We start from the raw sequence: 19,218 nt of genomic DNA, 5'->3' as shown, positions 1-19,218 counted from the left end.
GTCAGGAACTTCATGAGACGCAATCCCACCACCATCGGCAGCATCTCCGCCGAAGAGCGGCGCTCCAGCCTGCGCACCCTGCGCAAGGTCACCCCCTACCTATGGCCCAGCGGCAAGACGGGCGTGAAAACCCGCGTCGTGGTGGCGCTTGCGGTGCTGGTGTTGGCCAAACTGGTCGCTGTCTACACCCCTGTCCTTTACAAGGGGGCGGTGGATACGCTGGCGGGCGACGGTGTGTCGCCGCTGGCCCTGGGGGCGGTGGGGCTGACCGTGGCCTATGGTGTGGCGCGGGTTCTGACCATCGGTTTCCAGCAGCTGCGCGATGCGGTCTTTGCTCCGGTGGCACAAGGGGCCTTGCGCTCCCTTGCGCTGGAGACCTTCCGTCATATCCATCACCTGTCGATGCGCTATCACATCACCCGCAAGACCGGCGGCCTGTCGCGGATCATCGAGCGGGGCGTCAAGGGGGTCGAGTTCCTCCTGCGCTTCTTGCTGTTCTCCATCGGACCTCTGGTGCTGGAACTGGCGCTGGTGGCCGTCATCCTGACGGTTCTCTTTGATGCGCGCTATCTGCTCGCGGTAGGGGTGACCATCGGGCTTTATGTCTGGTTCACCCTGGCGGTGACCGAATGGCGGGTGAAGCTGCGGCGCGAGATGAACACCCAGGATACCGACGCCAATCAAAAGGCGATCGACAGCCTGTTGAACTTTGAAACCGTGAAATACTTCGGTGCCGAAGAGCGCGAGGCCGCGCGTTACGATGCTGCCATGCGTGCCTATGCCCAAGCCGCGCTGAAGACGGCCTATTCGCTGGCCTTCCTGAACTTTGGCCAGAGCCTGATCATCACCGCCGGTCTGGTGGCTGTCATGGTCATGGCGGCCATCGGCGTGCAGGACGGCAGCCTCAGCGTTGGCGATTTTGTCATGGTCAACGCCTATATGATCCAGATCACCGTGCCTTTGAACTTCCTTGGGTCGGTTTACCGTGAAATCCGCCAGAGCCTGGTGGACATGGGAGAGATGTTCGATCTGCTGGAGCAGCCCGCTGACGTGACCGACCGCCCAGGCGCGCAGGATCTGAAGGTCAGCGCAGGGCATATCCAGCTCAAAGACCTGCGCTTTGGCTATGATCCGGCGCGGGAAATCCTGAAGGGGATCACCCTGGATGCACAGCCCGGGCAGACCGTTGCCATTGTCGGCTCTACCGGGTCGGGGAAATCCACCATCGGGCGGCTGTTGTTCCGCTTCTATGACGTCACCAGCGGTGCGCTGATGATCGACGGGCAGGACGTGCGCGATGTGACCCAGGCCAGCCTGCATGCGGCGATCGGCGTGGTGCCGCAGGATACGGTGCTGTTCAACGACACCATCCGCTACAACATCGCCTACGGGCGCGACGCGGCAACCCAGGAAGAGGTCGAGGAGGCCGCGCGCGCCGCGCAGATCCATGATTTCATCCTCAGCCTTCCCGAGGGCTATGACACCCAGGTGGGAGAGCGGGGGCTGAAACTCTCGGGCGGTGAAAAGCAGCGGGTCGGCATCGCCCGCACCCTGTTGAAGGACCCTCCGATCCTCTTGCTGGACGAGGCCACCTCGGCGCTGGATACCGATACCGAACGCGAGATCAAGGAGGCGCTGGCGCGGGCCGGGCAGGGGCGCACCGTGATCACCATCGCCCATCGCCTGTCCACCGTGGCCGAAGCCGATCAGATCGTGGTCCTGGAACAGGGCGAAATCTGCGAAGCGGGCACTCATGAGGAGTTGTTGCGCAACCAGGGCCGGTATGCCCACCTGTGGCAGGGGCAGCAGGCGGAACAGAACCTGGCCTAGGGCGCGGAGGCCGGGATAGCCCAGGGGAGGCAGCGACATGGATCTGAATGCGGCGCTCTACCTGCTGGCCTGTTTGGTGCCGCTATTGACCGTGCCGCCGCTCTTGCGGCACGAGGCCTGGTGGGTGCGAGGATTTGAGTTTCCCGCTGTTCAGATCGCAGGTCTCACCTTTGTCGTGCTGCTGCTGTTCCTTTGGGGCTTTGGCTGGCAGACAGGTTGGGACAGGGCGGTGATCCTGGCTCTGGCGGTCAGCCTCGCCATCCAGATGAGGCGCGTTCTGCCCTATTCCGTGCTGTTTCCGCACCAGATCCAGACGGCGCGGCAATCCCGGCCCAAGGATCAGCTGAACCTCCTTGTGGCCAATGTTCTGATGACCAATCGCGATGCGCGGCCTTTGCTGGACCTTGTCGAAAGACAGGCGCCGGATCTGCTGTTGACGCTGGAGACGGACGACTGGTGGCAGCAGCAGCTTGCGGGGATCGAGGAGAGCTATCCGTTCGTCGTGAAATGCCCCTTGGACAATCTTTACGGCATGCATCTTTATTCCCGGCTGGAACTGGCCGGGGCGGATATCGCCTATCTGGTGGAAGAGGGCGTGCCGTCGATCCATGCCGATGTCATCCTGCGCTCCGGTGCACGGGTGCGCCTGCATTGCCTGCACCCGGCGCCGCCCAGCCCGACGGAAAACGCAACCTCCGCCGAGCGCGACGGGGAGCTGCTGCGTGTGGCGCGGGATGTGGATCCGGGAGCCGGGCCGGTGGTGGTCATGGGCGATCTCAACGATGTGGCCTGGTCCCCCTCAACCCGGCTGTTTCAGAAGGTGAGCGGCCTTTTGGATCCGCGCATCGGGCGGGGTCTGTTCAGCACCTTTCACGCGGGCTATCCGCTGTTGCGCTGGCCTTTGGATCACGTCTTTTGTTCGGGAGACTTCACGCTGATGCGGATCGCGCGGTTGGCGCACATCGGTTCGGATCATTTCCCGCTCCAGGTGGTGTTGCAGCACACCCCGGGCGCCCGCGCGTTGCAGCCGGAACCCGAAGCCAGCCCCCAGGAGGCCGAGCGCGCCGAGGAAAAGATCGCGCAGGTGGGGGCCGGACCAACACCCCTGTAAAGAAAAGGCCCCACCGTGGCGGGGCCTTGTTGAGGATATGGACGCGGATCTATTCAGCGGCCCGCAAGGGGGCGGTCTGATCCGTGCCGGGAAGGCTCTGTCTCGGCTCCAGAGGCGGCACGCTGTCCCACAACAGTTCGGTGGTTGGCAGCTTGCGGGCCTTTCTGGCCAGACGCATGTCTTTCGCGATCCGGCTGGAGCGACCCCCCGTGAGACGCGCCAGCAGGCGGCCCATCCAGGACATATAGGTCGAAAGCCACACTCGGATCGACAAGAGCGAGGGTGTCACCACAAGGGTCAGCACGGTTGCAATGCCAAGGCCAAAGACCACGGCGGTGGCAAGCTGCTTCCACCACAGCGCGGTGGGGCTGTCGATGGAATAGCCGCCGTTGATGAAATCGAGGCTGATGCCGAACATCATCGGCGCCAGGCCTGCCATGGTGGTGACCGTGGTCAAGAGCACCGGGCGGATGCGCGCCTCGGCGGTGCGGATGATCGCCTCGATCCGGGGCATGTGCTGGCTGAACTCCTGATAGGTGTCGATCAGCACGATATTGTTGTTCACCACGATCCCCGCCAGCGCCACGATGCCGGTGCCGGTCATGATGATCGAAAACGGCTGCTGCATCACCAGCATGCCGATCAGCACGCCCGTGGTGGAGAGAACCACCGCCAAAAGCACCAGCACCGAGTTGTAGAAGGAATTGAACTGCGCCAGCAGGATCACGAACATCAGCCCCAGGGCCCCCGCGAACGCCTTGGAGAGGAAGGCACCGCTTTCCTCTTGTTCCTCCTGGTCACCGGTCCATTCCCAGGTGATGGTGCCGGGGAAGGGGTTCTCGTTTTCCAGCCAGGTAGTCAGTGCCGCAATACGCTCGTTGGCATTGATCGGTACGATCCGGCCGCCGTCGTCCAGTGCGGCCTGCACTGCCTCCACAGTCACGGCCTCGTCAACGGCAAAGAGGGTGAACGGCTTGCCATTCGGGGCAGCTATCTCACCGGTGGCACCTTCCGGCACGGATTTGATATGTGCCAAGGTTTTGTCTTCACCCGTTTCGGGATCGGCAACCACCACCTTGTTGAGGCCCGGCTCCACATCCGCCTTCACATCGTAATAGCGCTGCTGCTGCACGCGGGTGATCTGGGCGAGTTTGGGCACCGGCTTGCGGGTGATGAAGTTGCTGAGCGGCACAAGGCCATCGGCGGTGCGCACCTTGAGCGTGTCCAGCGTCGACAGGACGCGGTCCTCGTCGGGCAGGCGCACGCGGATCTCGATCTCCTCGTCGGAACTGTCCACGCGCATGGTGTCCAGAAGGATACCGCGCGTCACCAGCTGCACCATGGCGCCCACGGTGGCCACATCGGCGCCATAGCGACCGGCCTTTTCCACATCCACGTCGATCTGCCAGTCGATGCCGGGCAGGGGCAGGGTGTCTTCCACCAGCGTGAGGCCCGGCATGGCATCAAAATGCGCCCGCGCGGTTTCGGTGGCGGTTGTCAGATCCTCCCAGCCGTCGCCCTTGATGCGCAGGTGGATGGGCTTGCCCGATCCCGGACCCTGCTCCAGCGCGCTCAATTCGGTGATGAAGCCGGGAAGCTTGTCCAACTCGGCGCTGAGTTCATCCAGCACCGTGTTGCCGTCAAAGGCGGTGGCGGTGACCTCACGCGTCAAGAGGCCGAAGAACCAGGTCTCGGTCTGCTTGGGGCGATCTTCCCAGGGGATGATCTCGAACTGGACCTGGCCGACGGTGTCCTGCGGCTTCTGCCCGCCGCCGGGGCCGCCGGTGTCCAATCCGCCTTCACCGGCGAAGGAGAAGACATTGACTACCGCCGGATGCGCCTTGATGACCTCTTCGGCCTGGCGCACCATCTCGTCCTTCTCATGCAGCGAGATATTGCCCCGCGCCCGCACATAGGCCGTGGCCTGCTCGGGTTCGGAGGCCACGAAGAATTCAACGCCGAGGTTGTTTTCGCCAAAGGTCTTGAACACCGTCGCGATGCAAAAGGCGACCGCCACCACGGTTACCAGCGGCATGATCGGATTGCCCGCGATGAACTTGATGAAATAGCCAAAGGGCGTGTGGCGGTAGCCTGCGGAGACCGATTTCGGCTTGCGCTGGATGCTGGTGGCTCCCAGCGTGATCGAGGCGGCAAAGGCCGACAGCACAAAAACCAGCGCGCCAAAGGTGGCTGTCAACGCGCCCGGCATGGTGGCGGCGGCAGCCTCCGGCAGCAGGTAGGCCGGGTTCAACATCTGCATCAGCCCGGCAAACATCCCCCAGATCGCGGGCGGCACCAGAAGGGCACGCAGCCACCAGGGCAGCACCGCACGCAGGCCTTTGGAGGTGCCGTCAAACACGCGGCTGATACGCCCCGAAACGCCGCCCATCACCGGCAGGTAGACCAGCGCCACCACCAATGATGCGGACAAGACGAAGATCAGCGTCACCGGCAGCATGCCCATGAATTCACCCGGGACACCCGGCCAGAACAGCATCGGCAGGAAGGCGCAGAGCGTCGTCGCGGTCGACGACACCACCGGCCAGAACATCCGCTGCGCGGCTTCGACATAGGCGTGCATCGGGCCGGAGCCTTCACTGATCCGCTTGTCGGCATATTCCACCACGACGATGGCGCCATCCACCAGCATGCCCACGGCCAGGATCAAACCGAACATGACGATGTTGGAGACGGAAATCCCCATCAGAGCCAGAAGCGCAAAGCAGAGCAGGAAGGATGTCGGGATGGCAAAGCCCACCAGCAAGGCGGCGCGGCTGCCAAGCGAGGACAGCACCACGATCATCACCAGCGCAATCGCGGTCAGCACGGAACCTTCCAGCTGGCTCACCATGGATCCCACCACGCGGCTCTGGTCGTTGGAGGTGCCAAGGGAGATCGCCGCGCGCAGTTCCGGCGGCCATTTCGCCTGGGCCTGCGCCAGGGTCGCCTTCACCTCGTCGACGGTGTCGATCAGGTTGTACCCTTTGCGTTTCACCACCTGCAGGGCGACGGTATCCTCGCCATCAAAGCGCGCGGTGCCTTCGCGATCCTCGAAGGTGTAGTTGATCTCGGCCAGCTCGCCGAGCTTAACCACCCGGTCGCCGTTGGTCTTGATCGGCAGGGCGTAGATATCGCGCACATCGTCAAAGGAGGACGGGATCTTGATCGAGAAGGTGCCCTGTTCGGTCTCCACCTCACCGGCGGCGATCAGCTGGTTGTTATTCTGCACCACGTTGATCAGCTCGATCGCGGTGACGTTGTAGGATTCCAGCCGCAGGGGATCGATCACCACCTCGACCATCTCGTCCCGATTCCCGGCGATGGGCGCCTCAAGTACCGAATCCAGCGCCTCGATATCGTCCTGCAGCCGCTTGGCGATACGGGCCATGGTGCGTTCCGGCACATCGCCGGTGAGATTCACGATGACGATGGGGAATTCGGAAAAGTTGATCTCGTTGATCACATATTGTTCGGCGCCATCGGGAAAATCCGCCTGGGCCGTGTTCATCGCATCGCGCACATCGGCGATGGTGGCGCTCTTGTTCCAGCCAAAATCGAATTCCAGCAGCACCCCGGCATAGTTCTCCGCCGCGGTGGAGCTCATCTCCTTCAGCCCGTCGAGATCGACCAGCTCGGATTCCATCGGTTTGATCAGCAGGCTTTCGCTGTCTTCGGCGGAAATGCCGGGGAACTGCACCGAGACATGCAGCATCGGAATATCGATATCCGGCTCGCCCTCTTTCGGCAGGCTCACATAGGCGAACCCGCCCACAAGGAGCGAGATCACGATGAAGGCGAGAATCATGCGGGCGCGGTCAGCCGCCCAGGAGACGACGCCGATCATTGGCTGGCCTCCCGGTAGGTGGGCCGTACCGGCACACCATCTGTGACGAAATCCTGACCGACAACGATCACATCGGCCTCATCCGGCAGGCCACCAACCCAGATCCCGTCAGAGGTGTCCCGCAGGACATCGACACGTTCGAAACCGGCAGAGTGGTCGGCGCGCACAAGGCGCACGCCCAGACGGCCTTCATTGTCCAGCGTTAGCGCCGATTGCGGAAGCTTGTGTGCCTTGCGGCCTTCGGCAGCGATGGCGATATCGGCGGTCTGGCCGTCGCGGATGCGCAGATCGGTGTTGTCGACGGCGATTTCGACCTCAAAGGTGCGGGTGTTGGGGTCGGCAGAGCGGCTGACGAAGGTTACAGTCCCTTGAACGCGCATGCCATTGGCCAGTTCCGCTCCGGCCAGTGCGCCGACCTCGATCCGGTTGACCTCGGTTTCCGGCACGTAGCCCACCACTTTGATCGTATCCAGCTGGATCACCGTCGCACAGAGGCTGCCGGGCTGCATCAGGCTGCCGATCTCGGCGGTGTCGCTTTCCAGCAGCCCGTCAAAGGGAGCGGTGATCCGCAGGCGCTGGATTTCCTTTTCGGTGGAGGCGACGGCGGCCGCGGCCGATTCAATGCCCGCACGGGAGGTTTCCAGCCCGCCCTCTGCGGTGGCAATGCCTGCCACGGCAGAGCGTTCGGCGGCCCGCGCAGCGGCCAGGCGGGTTTCGGAGGCATAGCCATCGACCGAGAGCTTCTCGGCGGCGGTCAGGTTGATCTGGGCTTCGCGCAGCCGCGCCTTGGCCTCTTCCAGCCGGGCTGCGGCTTCCGGCGCTTGGGCGCGCGCCTCGATCAGCCGCGCCTGGGCTTCCTGGTGGGCGGCATGGCGCGTGCCAGCGTCCAATTCGCACAACAGGTCGCCAGTCTTCACGTGATGACCTTTGCGCAGCGGTTCGGAAATGATGGTCGAAGAGGTCTCGGCGCGCACCTCTACTTGTCGGGCGGCTCTGGTCTGCCCGCGCAGGATCACAGCACTGTCAAGCGGGCGCGCCTGGCTGCGCAGGACGACGACGCCGATGCGGTTGTCCTGTGTCTCGGCGGCAGCCTCGGTGGAAGACGGATCAGCCGCGGGCGTTTCGGCCTTTTTGTCGGCATCACCTGTGGAAATGGTCTCGGCCTGGGCCTCGCCTCGGGCGAAGGCAAACAGATCTTCCCTTTGGAATACAAGGAAATAAAGCCCAACACTTACCGCAACGGCTGTCAGGAGGGGTATCAAACGCATTTCGGGCCTTTCTCAAAGCAACGATCAATCTCCGGCCAAGGCCGGGCTTTTCAAGAGGGTTCCGCCAGACACCCGTGGGAAGTCATAGTATTCATGTAGGCATTGTCCACACTAAACAAAGCAGTTCAGTTCATATTTTTTCGGTTTTTCCCCGACTTGCTGCGTCGATGATCGCAATTGTGGCACTTGGCTTGGCTTTGCCGGCGGGTTAAGAGAGGCATCAAAAGGCCACAACGTCGCGGCAGAGCCGGGCAGATCAGGGGTATTTTCATGAGCGATACCGACAGCTTTATCGATGAGGTGACAGAAGAGGTCCGCCGGGACCGGCTGTTCCTTATGCTCAAACGGTATGGTTGGATCGGTGGTCTTGCCGTGGTGCTGATCGTCGGCGGTGCAGCCTGGCGCGAGTATAGCAAGGCGCAGGAGCAGGCGGCGGCGCAGGCCTTGGGTGATGCCATGCTGGCGGCTCTGGAACCCGATGCAGCGGCCGAACGGGCTTCGGCCCTGGCCTCGGTGGCCGCGGGCAGCGGTGCGGGGGCGGCCCTGGCCAAGATGATGCAGGCCGGTGCACTGGCCGAGGCCGATCAGGCCGAGGCGGCGGTTGCCGTTCTCGATCAGATCGCCGCGGATGGCGACCTGCCGCTGATCTACCGGCATACCGCCACCTTCAAATCGTTGGGGCTGCAGGCGGATGTCCTGAGCGTGGACGAGCGTCGCCTGCGCTATGAGGCGCTGGCGCAGCCAGGCGCGCCCCTGTCGCTGCTGGCCGCTGAACAACTGGCCCTGCTGGATATCGAAGCGGGCGACAGTGCAGCCGCGATCACACGTCTGCGGGCCATCATTGCGGATGCAACGGTGCGCCAGGACTTGAAAGAACGGGCAACTCAAGTGATTGTGGCTCTTGGTGGAAACCCGGATGAGGCAGAGGTCGCCTCCGAAGGTTGAGACCGGAAGGTTTAGACGGGTCGCGCAGAAGTGGCGCGGTTCAGGATTGTGACTTGCAGGGCAGGGTGCGGGGCAGGGTAATGACGTCAGCTATTTCCATTTCTAGCGCGGGGGCGCTGGTGAAGGCGCTTGTGTGCAGCACTGCGGTGATCACGCTCTTGTCCGCGTGTTCCGAACCGGAAGTTGTCCTGCAAGGAAAACGCGAAAACATCCGTGCGGATGCGCCGACGAAGGTTGTCAACCAATCGAGACCGATCTCGCTGCCGAAACAGACAGTCAATGCGGCCTGGGCACAGACCCATGGGCTGCAGGCGCACAGGGTTGCGCATCCGGCGCTTGGCGCGGCCCCTCAACTGGCGTGGTCGGTGTCGATCGGTGAAGGCGACGGTCGCCGCCAGCGGATCACCGCCCGCCCTGTTGTGGCGGATGGCCGGATCTACACTCTGGATAGCGCAGCGCAGGTGTCTGCGGTGTCCCCGGGTGGGCAGATCCTGTGGCAGACCGACCTGATCCCCTCGCGTGAAGGTGGGGGGCAAGCGACCGGCGGCGGCCTCGCCTACGATAAGGGCGTGCTCTATATTTCCTCCGGCTACGGGGTTCTGACCGCGCTGGAAGCCTCCAGTGGCAAGCAGATCTGGCGCCAGGAACTGGAGGCCACCGGATCCGGCGAACCCATCATCCAGGATGGTCTGGTCTATCTGGTCGCCGGGGATGATACCGGCTGGGCGGTCAACGCCTCGGATGGTCGCATTGCCTGGCAGGTGGAAGGCGTCGCCAGCCCCTCGAACGTGCTGGGCGCGCCTGCGCCGGTGGTTGCCGGGGCCTATGCAATCTTTGCCTTCGGATCAGGCGATCTGGTCGCCAGTTTCAAGCGCGGCGGCGTGCGGCGCTGGAACGCCTCGGTCGCAGGGCAGCGGGTTGGCTCCACGCTGGCGCGGATCAGTGATGTGACCGGTGCCCCGGTCGTGGTCGGAAAGCGTGCCTTCGTGGGCAACCATTCGGGCCGCACCGTTGCCATCGATACCGACACGGGCGAACGGATCTGGACCACCCAGGAAGGCGCCATTGGTCCGGTCTGGCCGGTTGGCGGCAGCCTGTTCCAGTTGAGCGACCGCAACCAGCTGCTGCGTCTGGATGCGGCCAGTGGCGAAGTGATCTGGGCGGTCGATCTGCCGGGATTCCTGAAGGACAAGCCGGGCAAACGAGGCGCTGTGGTGGCTCATTATGGCCCCGTTGTTGCCGGTGGGCAGGTCGTGGTTGCCTCCAATGATGGGGTCATCCGGCTGTTCGATCCCCGTGATGGGAGCCTCGCGCGCAGTGTCGTAGCCCCCGGTGGCGCCACCACGGCGCCGGTGGTTGCGGGCAGCACGCTTTATGTGGTTTCGACCAAGGGCGATCTGCTCGCCTTCCGCTAAAGAACCGATCAGCCCTTTCCCAAAGGCACCAGATGCGCTATGGGGCGCGTCTGAATCGCAAAAAGTTGGTCCGATGTCCTTTACCCTCGCTATCGTGGGCCGCCCGAACGTGGGCAAGTCCACCCTGTTCAACCGCCTCGTGGGCAAGAAGCTGGCCCTGGTCGATGACCAGCCGGGCGTGACGCGTGACCTGCGCGAGGGCGAGGCGCGTCTTGGCGACCTGCGGTTCACGGTGATCGACACCGCCGGCCTTGAGGATGCCACCGACAATTCGCTGGAAGGACGCATGCGCCGCCTGACCGAGCGTGCAGTGGATATGGCCGACATCTGCCTGTTCATGATCGATGCGCGCACCGGCGTTACCCCGGTGGACGAGATGTTCGCCGAGATCCTGCGCAAGAAATCCGCCCATGTGATCCTGGCCGCGAACAAGTCCGAAGGGGCCGCCGCCGATGCAGGCGTGCTGGAGGCCTATGGTCTGGGCCTGGGTGAGCCGATCCGCATGTCCGGTGAACATGGCGAGGGGATGAACGATCTCTATTCCGAGCTGTTGCCGATTGCGGAGAAGTTCGAAAAGACCGCCGAGGATCATGCGCCCAGCACCGATGTCTCCGTGGACGAAGACCTGACCGAGGAAGAGGCCGAAGAGGCCGCCCCGGTTCCGACCGTGGACAAACCCTTGCAGGTGGCCGTGGTGGGCCGTCCCAATGCGGGCAAATCGACCCTGATCAACAAGATCCTCGGTGAAGACCGCCTGCTGACGGGCCCCGAAGCCGGGATCACCCGTGATGCGATCTCCTTGCAGATCGATTGGTCCGGCACGCCGATGCGGATCTTTGACACTGCTGGAATGCGCAAAAAAGCCAAGGTGCAGGAAAAGCTGGAAAAGCTTTCCGTCTCGGATGGCCTTCGGGCGGTGAAGTTCGCCGAGGTCGTGGTCGTGCTGCTGGATGCAGAGATCCCCTTTGAGCAGCAGGACCTGCGCATCGCCGACCTGGCCGAGCGCGAGGGGCGTGCGGTGGTCGTTGCCGTCAACAAATGGGATGTCGAGGACAACAAGCAGGAAAAGCTGAAAGCCTTGAAAGAGGCCTTTGCCCGCCTGCTGCCGCAGCTGCGCGGCGCGCCCTTGGTGACGGTCTCCGCCAAGACCGGTAAGGGGCTGGACCGGCTGCATGATGCCATCCTGCGCGCCTATCAGGTGTGGAACCGCCGGGTGCCGACCGCGGCGCTGAACCGTTGGCTGACGGGCATGCTGGAGCAGCACCCGCCCCCGGCACCGCAGGGCAAGCGGATCAAGCTACGCTACATGACCCAGGCCAAGACCCGCCCGCCGGGATTCGTCGTGATGTGCTCGCACCCGGACAAGATCCCCGCGAGCTACACGCGTTACCTGGTCAACGGGCTGCGCGAGGATTTCGACATGCCTGGCACGCCGATCCGCCTGACCATGCGCGGACAGGGCGACAAGAACCCCTACAAGGGCAAGAAAAAGGCGGCACCGTCCAAGCTGCGCAAACACCTGCAAGGGCGCCGGGATTAGACCCTGCGCGCGACCGGCGGTATTGCAGGCACAGCACCTCCCGGTTTGCGGGCGGGTGCTGCGTTTTTACACGCCCTGCCTGTGCGGTTGTTGAAATTCGTTAGCAAGTCGTTAAATTTATAACGGTCGGCCGTCCCCTTTGATGGGGTTCGGTGGCTATTGAACCTATTGGATGCATCCGCCTCACTGATTTCACAGGGGCGTCACAGAGCGTATTTAAGGGGGTCTCATGGACCTGAGAGCTTACACGCGTGATTATACCAAGAAGGACAACCGCCTGGCGTCCTTGAGTTATTTTGGCACCTTCGCGGTCTACTTCCTGTCGCTATACCTTGCCATCGCCTATGTGGAGCAGTGGTATGTGCTGCTGCCTGCGGGCATTGTCTTTGCCTTTGCGGCGGTGCGGCTTTACGTGCTGCAACATGACACCGGCCACCATTCCCTGTTCGAGACCCGCCGTCAGAACGAGATCGCCGGTCATGTTCTGTCGCCCTTCACCTTTGCGCCTTTCGAGGTGATGAAACAGAATCACAATCTGCATCACGCCAATATCGGCAATCTGGAACATCGCGAAACCGGAGAGATCCACACCATGACCCTGCGTGAATGGCAGGAGGCGGGCTTTTGGGAGCGTTTGACCTATCGTCTTTATCGCAACCCGCTGATCCTGGTGCCGGTGGGATCGGCCTTCACCTATTTCATCCGCTATCGCTGGCCCAAGAATACGACGCAGTTCGGTATCATGGGGGTGATGCTGCACAACCTGGTGATCATCGCCCTGATCTCACTTCTTTACTACGTGGCTGGAACAACCGGAGTGCTGGTCTGGTTCACCTTCTCTTTCCTCGGCGGCATGCTGGGGGTCTTCCTGGTCTACCTGCAGCATAATTTCGAAGACACCTATTGGGACCGCCGCCCGGATCTCAATCCGCAGGTGGCAGCGCTGCAGGGATCCTCCTGTCTTGATTTCGGCTGGTTCTTCGATTTCGCGGTGGCCAATATCACGCTGCATGACATCCACCACTTCAACGCGCGCATTCCCAGCTACCGCCTGCGCCAATGCCATTACAACCTGCCGCCCGAGGTGGCTCCGCGTCGTATTTCCTTTGGTGAAGCTTTGCGCGCCCTGTCACTGAAACTCTGGGATGAGGAGCAAAAGCGTCTTGTGCCCTTTCCGGCCTAGCGCGCCTGTGGCACTCTTCGTTCAGTCGGGGGACGACAGGATTGAGACAGAAAGGTAGATATGACTGCTATTCGTGAGCTTGCGGGGGTTGGTCCCGTTCTGGAAAAAGCACTGAAAGCCAATGGCGTGACATCGGTCGAAGCGCTTGCCGCGCTCAGTGCCGAAGCATTGGGCCAGGTGAAGGGCATCGGCGCGGCGCGGGCCGCGCGGCTGCAGCAGGCGGCACAGGATCATCTGGCAGGCACAGCGAAGAAGACTGGGGCGGCCACACCGAGGAAGAAGGCGCCAAAACCGCGGGCGTCGGCTGCCGAGACCGGCGCGGACAGGCCCGCACCCGGCGAGAGTGAAGCGCAACTGAATGCCGCCCTTGCCGCCTCCGAAGCGGCGCGTCTTGCGGCCGAGGAAAAAGCCGCCAAGGCTAAGATCAAGGCGCGCAAGGCCGCGAAAAAGGCCGAAGCACTGGCTCTGGAAATGTCTGAGGCACGGGTGAAGGCCAAGGAAAAGGCCAAGCGGGTGAAGGCCAAGGCGCGCAAGGCGATCGAGCGGGAAAAGGCTAAGGCCGAGGCCATCCTGGCCCGCAAGACGGCCGATGGCAGAGCGGACAGCGACGCCAAGCCGGAGAAGAAGAAGCAAGCCAAGGAGAAATCCGCCAAGGCCAAGCCTGCCAAGGACAAACCGGCAAAGGCGAAAAAATCGAAAAAGGCAAAGGGCTGAGCCCGGCGTCTGATCCGCGATCACAGATCGGACAATAAAAAACCGGCCCTCATCCTTGGGGCCGGTTCTTTTGTCTTTGCGACCGGGGGCCGACTCAGGCCAGGGTGCCCTCTGCCGTCAGGGTCAGCTTGCCGCCGAGATAGGGGGCCAGCGCCTCTGGCAGCTTGACCGACCCATCGGCCTGCTGACCGTTCTCCAGCACCGCGATCAGGCAGCGCCCGACGGCGAGGCCGGATCCGTTCAGCGTGTGCACAAACTCGGGCTTGCCGCCGCCCTCGGGACGGAAACGGGCGTTCATGCGGCGGGCCTGGAAGTCGCCGGTGGTGGACACCGAGGAAATCTCGCGATAGGCATCCTGGCCCGGCAGCCAGGCTTCAATGTCAAAGGTGCGGCGCGCGCCGAACCCCATGTCGCCGGTGCAAAGCACCACGGTCCGGTAGGGTACGCCGAGTTTCTCCAGGATCCCTTCGGCGCAACGCAGCATGCGCTTTTGTTCGTCGTCGGAAGCGTCCGGATGGGTGATCGAGACCATCTCGACCTTTTCGAACTGGTGCTGACGCAGCATGCCCGATGTATCGCGCCCGGCAGATCCCGCTTCGGAGCGGAAACACAGCGTGTGCGAGGTCATGCGGATGGGCAGGGCGCTGGCCTCAAGGATCTCTTCGGCGACCGAATAGGTCAGCGGCACTTCGGAAGTGGGCACCAGCCACCAGCCATTGGTGGTCTGATAGCTGTCCTCGCCGAATTTGGGCAACTTATCCGTGCCATACATCGCCTCGTCCCGGACCAGCACCGGAGAGTTCACCTCGGTCAGGCCGTTCTCATCCACATGGGTGTCCACCATGAATTGCGCCAGGGCGCGGTGGATGCGGGCAACGGCGCCTTTCAGGAAGACAAAGCGCGAGCCGGAAACCTTGGCGGCGGTTTCGAAATCCATCGCTGCCGCGACGCCTGCGATTTCAAAATGCTCCTTGGGGGTGAAATCCAGTTCTGCGGGCGTGCCCCAGCGGTTCACCTCCACATTGTCGTTCTCGTCGGCGCCATCGGGCACATCCGCGGCCGGGCTGTTGGGCAGGCGGGCCAGCATGTCAGTGAGCTTGGCATCCAGCTCCTTGGCCTCAGCCTGCAGGGCGGCGACTTCGGCCTTCTTGCCTGCCACTTCACTGCGCAGGCGTTCGAATTCGTCATTGTCGCCCTTGGCCTTGGCCGCGCCAATCGCCTTGGCGGCCTTGTTCTGAGCGGCCTGGGCTTCTTCGGCGGCCTGGATCTTGGCGCGGCGCGCCTCGTCAAGGGCCAGCACGTCAGAAGAGACAGCCGCATCCCCACGCCGCGCCAGAGCGGCGTCAAAAGCGGCAGGATTTTCGCGGATCGCGCGGATGTCATGCATGAGGGTGGCTCCTGTCTGAGAGACGATTTTGAATCAGTGCCAAACCTATGCCCCAGCCGCAGCCAAAGAGGAAGAGGGCAGAGCGGGGTTCCTGCCAAGGTGTTGCAGGGCGGAATCTGCACATCATCGCGCTGCCTTTGCCTTGCAACTGCCCATGCCAGCGCATAGGTTCGCCTGCAAAATCGGGGCGCCCAGCGTGGGCCCTCCCAGACAGAAGGAATATCCCCTTGGACGCAAATGCGATTGGCCAGTTTCTCCCGCTTATTCTGATCTTTGCGATCATGTACTTCCTGCTGATCCGCCCGCAGCAGAAGAAGATGAAAGAACACCAGAAAATGGTCTCTGACCTGCGCCGTGGCGATCAGGTGGTGACCCAGGGCGGGCTGATTGGCAAGGTGGCCAAGGTGAAGGACGACAATGAGGTCGAGGTCGAGCTGGCCGAAGGCGTCAAGGTGCGCGTTGTGCGCTCCACCATTGCTCAGGTGCTTTCGAAGACCGAGCCGGCAGCCTAAGGCTCCTGTCCCAACTATCTGAAAAGGCAGGGCAATGCTGCAAATTGATCTCTGGAAGAGGGTGCTGATCTGGCTGGTATGTGTGGCTGGCCTTGTGCTGGCCCTGCCAAATGCGTTCTACACCCGCGTCGAACAGGCCAATGACGCCGTCACCGCGATCGAGATGAAGGGCGAAACGCCCGAGCGTCTTGAGATGGCGGCGCAGTGGCCGGAATGGATGCCCTCCGGGCTGGTCAATCTGGGCCTCGATCTGCGCGGTGGCGCCCATCTTCTGGCCGAGGTTCAGGTCGAAGACGTCTATGCCGCGCGGATGGATGCGCTCTGGCCCGAGGTGCGCAACGCCCTGCGGCCCGAACGCGACGCGATTGGCACCTTCCGCCTGCAGCCGGCCCCCGATGGGCAGATTCGCGTGAAGCTGTCCAAACCGGACGGTATGGCGCGGGCCTTGGAAGTGGTGCGCGGGCTTGCCAATCCGGTCACCAGCCTGACCGGGGCCGGGGCGACGGATATCGTCGTGTCGGGCGATGGTGATGTTCTGACCATCGAATTGAGCGAGGCCGAGCGCCTTGCCTCGGATGATCGCACCGTGCGCCAGTCGCTGGAGATCGTGCGCCGCCGGATCGACGAGGTCGGCACCCGCGAGCCCACCATTCAGCGCCAGGGCGCCGACCGCATCCTGATCCAGGTGCCGGGCATTGGCTCGGCGTCGGAACTGAAGGCGATCATCGGCACCACCGCGCAGCTGACCTTCAACCCGGTGGTGGGGCGTGGCAGCGAGCCGGACGCCCGTGCCGGAACCGGCAACAAGGTGATCCCCTCGCTGGACGAGGCGGGCACATTCTACACCGTTGAAGCTGCTCCTGTTGTAACCGGCGAAGACCTGGTGGATGCGCAGCCCTCCTTTGATCAGAACGGCCGTCCGGCGGTGACCTTCCGTTTCAACACCTCCGGTGCGCGTCGCTTTGGCGATTATACGGCGGAAAACATCGGATCTCCCTTCGCCATCGTGTTGGATGACGAGGTGGTTTCGGCGCCGGTGATCCAGGCGCATATTCCCGGCGGATCGGGGATCATCACCGGCAACTTCTCCATCGAGGAAAGCACCAACCTGGCGGTTCTCCTGCGCGCAGGCGCCCTGCCTGCCGGGCTGGAGTTCCTGGAAGAGCGCACCATCGGCCCGGAGCTGGGGCAGGACAGTATCGACGCGGGCAAGATCGCGACCATCGTGGCCTTCATCGCCGTGCTGGTCTTCATGACGCTGTCTTATGGTCTGTTCGGTATCTTTGCCAACGTCGCGCTGATGCTGAACGTGGCGCTGATCTTTGGCGCGCTCAGCCTGATCGGCGGCACATTGACCCTGCCGGGCATCGCCGGGATCGTGCTGACCGTCGGCATGGCGGTGGACGCCAACGTGCTGGTGTTCGAGCGTATCCGCGAAGAATTGAAGGCGGGGCGTGGTCCGGCGCGGGCCATCGACGAGGGCTATTCCAAGGCGCTGAGCGCCATTCTGGATGCGAACGTCACCACCTTCATCACTGCGGTGATCCTCTTTGCCATGGGCTCGGGCCCGGTGCGTGGATTTGCCATTACCCTGGGCCTTGGCATCATGACCTCGGTCTTCACCGCGATCTTTGTAACGCGGGTGATGATCGTCATGTGGTTCGAACGGCGCCGTCCGAAAACGATTGAGGTGTGATATGCGGCTGAGACTTGTTCCCGAAAGTACCTCTTTCGACTTTTTCAAACGCTGGAAGCTCTGGCTGGGCCTGTCGGCCTTGATGATGGTGGTCGGGTTTGCCTCCTTCATGCTGCAAGGGCTGAACTTCGGCATCGATTTTCGCGGCGGTACCACCATCCGCACCGAAAGCACCCAAGCCATCGATGTCGGGGCCTATCGTGACGCGATGAGCCCGCTGGGCCTTGGCGATATCTCCATCACCGAGGTGTTCGATCCGACCTTCGAGGAAGACCAGCATGTGGCGATGATCCGGATCCAGGCGCAGGACGATGGCGAGTCGATTTCCGGCGAGGTGATCGAACAGCTGAACGCGGCCCTTGCGACCGTTGCCCCGGATATCAAGTTCGTCTCGGTCGAATCCGTCGGCCCCAAGGTTTCGGGCGAATTGGTGCAGACGGCGGTCATCGCGGTGGTGCTGGCGATTGGCGCGGTACTGGTCTACATCTGGCTGCGCTTTGAATGGCAGTTCGCTCTGGGGGCCGTGGCCGCCCTGGTGCATGACGTGGTGCTGACCATCGGCATCTTCTCGGAGCTGCAGATCAAGTTCGACCTGGCGATCATCGCGGCGCTGCTGACCATTGTGGGCTATTCGCTGAACGACACCGTGGTGGTCTTTGACCGGGTGCGCGAGAACCTGCGCCGCTACAAGAAAAAGTCGCTGGCCGAGGTGCTGAATCTCTCGATCAACGAAACCCTGAGCCGCACCATGATGACCTCCGTGACCACGCTGATTGCGCTGATCTCGCTCTATGTGCTGGGCGGTGATGTGATCCGCGGCTTCGTCTTTGCGATGATCTGGGGGGTCATTGTCGGGACCTATTCCTCGGTCTTTGTGGCCTCGACCATCCTGCTGTGGCTGGGGGTCAAGCGCGACTGGTCCAAACCCTCGACGCCGACCGGCAATCAATTTGCCAATGTTGACGCCTAGATGATGGCAGAGGGGCTCAGCACTGCGCTTGCACTGCCGGGCGTGGTTTGGGTCCTCTCGGTCACCTTCGTGGCGGGGATCGTCTACGGCTTTGCCGGGTTTGGCGCGGCGCTGATCTTCATGCCTGTTGCCACTGCATTTTTGGCTCCGACCCTTGCGGTCGGAGCCTTTTCCGTTTCGGCACTGATCTCGCTGGTCACGGTTGTCCCCAAGGCTGTTCGACACTGCAATCGGATACACGTGGGGCAGTTGGTACTGGCGGCTGTCGTCATGATGCCCTTGGGGCTTTATGCGCTATCCACTTGGGAGATCACCCTGCTGCGCTGGCTGGTCTTGCTGGTGGCTGCGGGGACTTTGACATCGCTGGTCTTTGGCTGGCGCCGCAAGGCAGGCACGGGGTGGCGGGCACGGTTTGGCATTGGCGGTGCATCCGGGCTGGTCGGAGGGGCGACCGGGCTTGTCGGGCCAATCGCGGTATTGTTCCAACTGTCTTCGACCGATGGGCCAGAGCGGGGGCGGGCCAATACCATCGTCTTTCTGACACTGACATCTCTGCTCACCCTGCCGCTGATGTGGGGGCAGGGGATCCTCACTGAAAATGCGCTTTGGCTGGGGGTCTTGCTGATCCCGCCCTATGGGTTGGGCAGCCTTGTCGGGCAGGCGCTTTTTGACCCGGAAAAAGAACGTCTCTATCGTCTTGTCGCCTATAGTGTTATCGCCGCTGCAATTGTTGGTGGCCTGCCGGTTTGGGGATGATATCCTTGCCGGGCGGCAACCGTCGTCGAGAATTCTGGAGCCAGCAG

General features: G+C 62.7%; 14 protein-coding genes. 11 read left to right on the top strand and 3 right to left on the bottom strand.

All coding sequences use genetic code 11. The features are described 5' to 3' along the window. Positions 1-12 precede the first annotated feature (12 nt). Entirely contained in the window at positions 13-1,830 is a 1,818-nt protein-coding gene (locus PXK01_RS01095) for an ABCB family ABC transporter ATP-binding protein/permease (protein ID WP_274858498.1), read from the top strand. 37 nt (positions 1,831-1,867) lie between these two features. After that, positions 1,868-2,941: an endonuclease/exonuclease/phosphatase family protein gene (locus tag PXK01_RS01090; protein WP_274858497.1), complete on the top strand. Its 1,074-nt coding sequence runs from the start codon at positions 1,868-1,870 to the stop codon at positions 2,939-2,941. Positions 2,942-2,990: 49 nt separating this feature from the next. On the opposite strand, the gene PXK01_RS01085 is transcribed toward PXK01_RS01090, so the two are convergent. Continuing rightward, entirely contained in the window at positions 2,991-6,785 is a 3,795-nt protein-coding gene (locus tag PXK01_RS01085) for an efflux RND transporter permease subunit (RefSeq protein WP_274858495.1), read from the bottom strand. Next, entirely contained in the window at positions 6,782-8,053 is a 1,272-nt protein-coding gene (locus tag PXK01_RS01080; RefSeq protein ID WP_274858493.1) for an efflux RND transporter periplasmic adaptor subunit, read from the bottom strand. Before PXK01_RS01080 ends, PXK01_RS01085 begins: the two co-directional genes overlap by 4 nt. Positions 8,054-8,323: 270 nt before the next feature. Here PXK01_RS01080 and PXK01_RS01075 point away from each other — a divergent pair, with 270 nt between their 5' ends. The 5 genes from PXK01_RS01075 to PXK01_RS01055 all read left to right on the top strand — a co-directional run bounded on the left by PXK01_RS01075 (position 8,324) and on the right by PXK01_RS01055 (position 13,850). Then, positions 8,324-8,998, top strand: a complete 675-nt coding sequence (locus PXK01_RS01075; RefSeq protein WP_274858491.1) for a hypothetical protein — start codon at positions 8,324-8,326, stop codon at positions 8,996-8,998. Between the two features lie 80 nt (positions 8,999-9,078). Then, positions 9,079-10,413, top strand: coding sequence for a PQQ-like beta-propeller repeat protein (locus PXK01_RS01070; RefSeq protein WP_274858490.1), 1,335 nt, complete (start codon positions 9,079-9,081; stop codon positions 10,411-10,413). Between the two features lie 73 nt (positions 10,414-10,486). Then, on the top strand, positions 10,487-11,953 hold the full coding sequence (gene der, locus PXK01_RS01065) for a ribosome biogenesis GTPase Der (protein ID WP_274858489.1): 1,467 nt from the start codon (positions 10,487-10,489) through the stop codon (positions 11,951-11,953). 229 nt (positions 11,954-12,182) lie between these two features. Further along, the gene (locus PXK01_RS01060) at positions 12,183-13,136 is read left to right on the top strand and encodes a fatty acid desaturase (protein ID WP_274858488.1); all 954 of its coding nucleotides are present in this window, start codon (positions 12,183-12,185) and stop codon (positions 13,134-13,136) included. A 60-nt stretch (positions 13,137-13,196) separates the two neighbouring features. Next, the gene (locus PXK01_RS01055; protein WP_274846679.1) at positions 13,197-13,850 is read left to right on the top strand and encodes a helix-hairpin-helix domain-containing protein; all 654 of its coding nucleotides are present in this window, start codon (positions 13,197-13,199) and stop codon (positions 13,848-13,850) included. A gap of 94 nt (positions 13,851-13,944) precedes the next feature. Here the strand turns inward: PXK01_RS01055 and serS are convergent, their stop codons facing one another. Then, a complete protein-coding gene (serS, locus tag PXK01_RS01050) occupies positions 13,945-15,237 on the bottom strand; it encodes a serine--tRNA ligase (RefSeq protein WP_274846680.1) in 1,293 nt (430 codons plus the stop codon). Positions 15,238-15,464: 227 nt separating this feature from the next. Between serS and yajC the strand changes: the two genes are divergently transcribed. The 4 genes from yajC to PXK01_RS01030 are packed head-to-tail and all read left to right on the top strand — an operon-like array spanning position 15,465 to position 19,171. Next, a complete protein-coding gene (gene yajC, locus PXK01_RS01045; protein WP_274846681.1) occupies positions 15,465-15,749 on the top strand; it encodes a preprotein translocase subunit YajC in 285 nt (94 codons plus the stop codon). Positions 15,750-15,783: 34 nt separating this feature from the next. After that, positions 15,784-17,445, top strand: a complete 1,662-nt coding sequence (gene secD, locus PXK01_RS01040; protein ID WP_274858487.1) for a protein translocase subunit SecD — start codon at positions 15,784-15,786, stop codon at positions 17,443-17,445. Between the two features lies 1 nt (position 17,446). Beyond that, positions 17,447-18,415: a protein translocase subunit SecF gene (gene secF / locus PXK01_RS01035; RefSeq protein WP_274846683.1), complete on the top strand. Its 969-nt coding sequence runs from the start codon at positions 17,447-17,449 to the stop codon at positions 18,413-18,415. Further along, positions 18,416-19,171 (top strand): sulfite exporter TauE/SafE family protein, encoded by a 756-nt coding sequence (locus PXK01_RS01030; protein WP_274846684.1) that lies wholly within the window; start codon positions 18,416-18,418, stop codon positions 19,169-19,171. It begins immediately after the preceding gene. The last annotated feature ends 47 nt before the right edge of the window (positions 19,172-19,218 follow it).

This window comes from Phaeobacter sp. PT47_59, from assembly GCF_028890025.1.
Lineage (GTDB): Bacteria > Pseudomonadota > Alphaproteobacteria > Rhodobacterales > Rhodobacteraceae > Phycobacter.
Note: the sequence above shows the minus strand (reverse complement) of the source record. Positions and strands in the feature narration are given on the sequence as shown.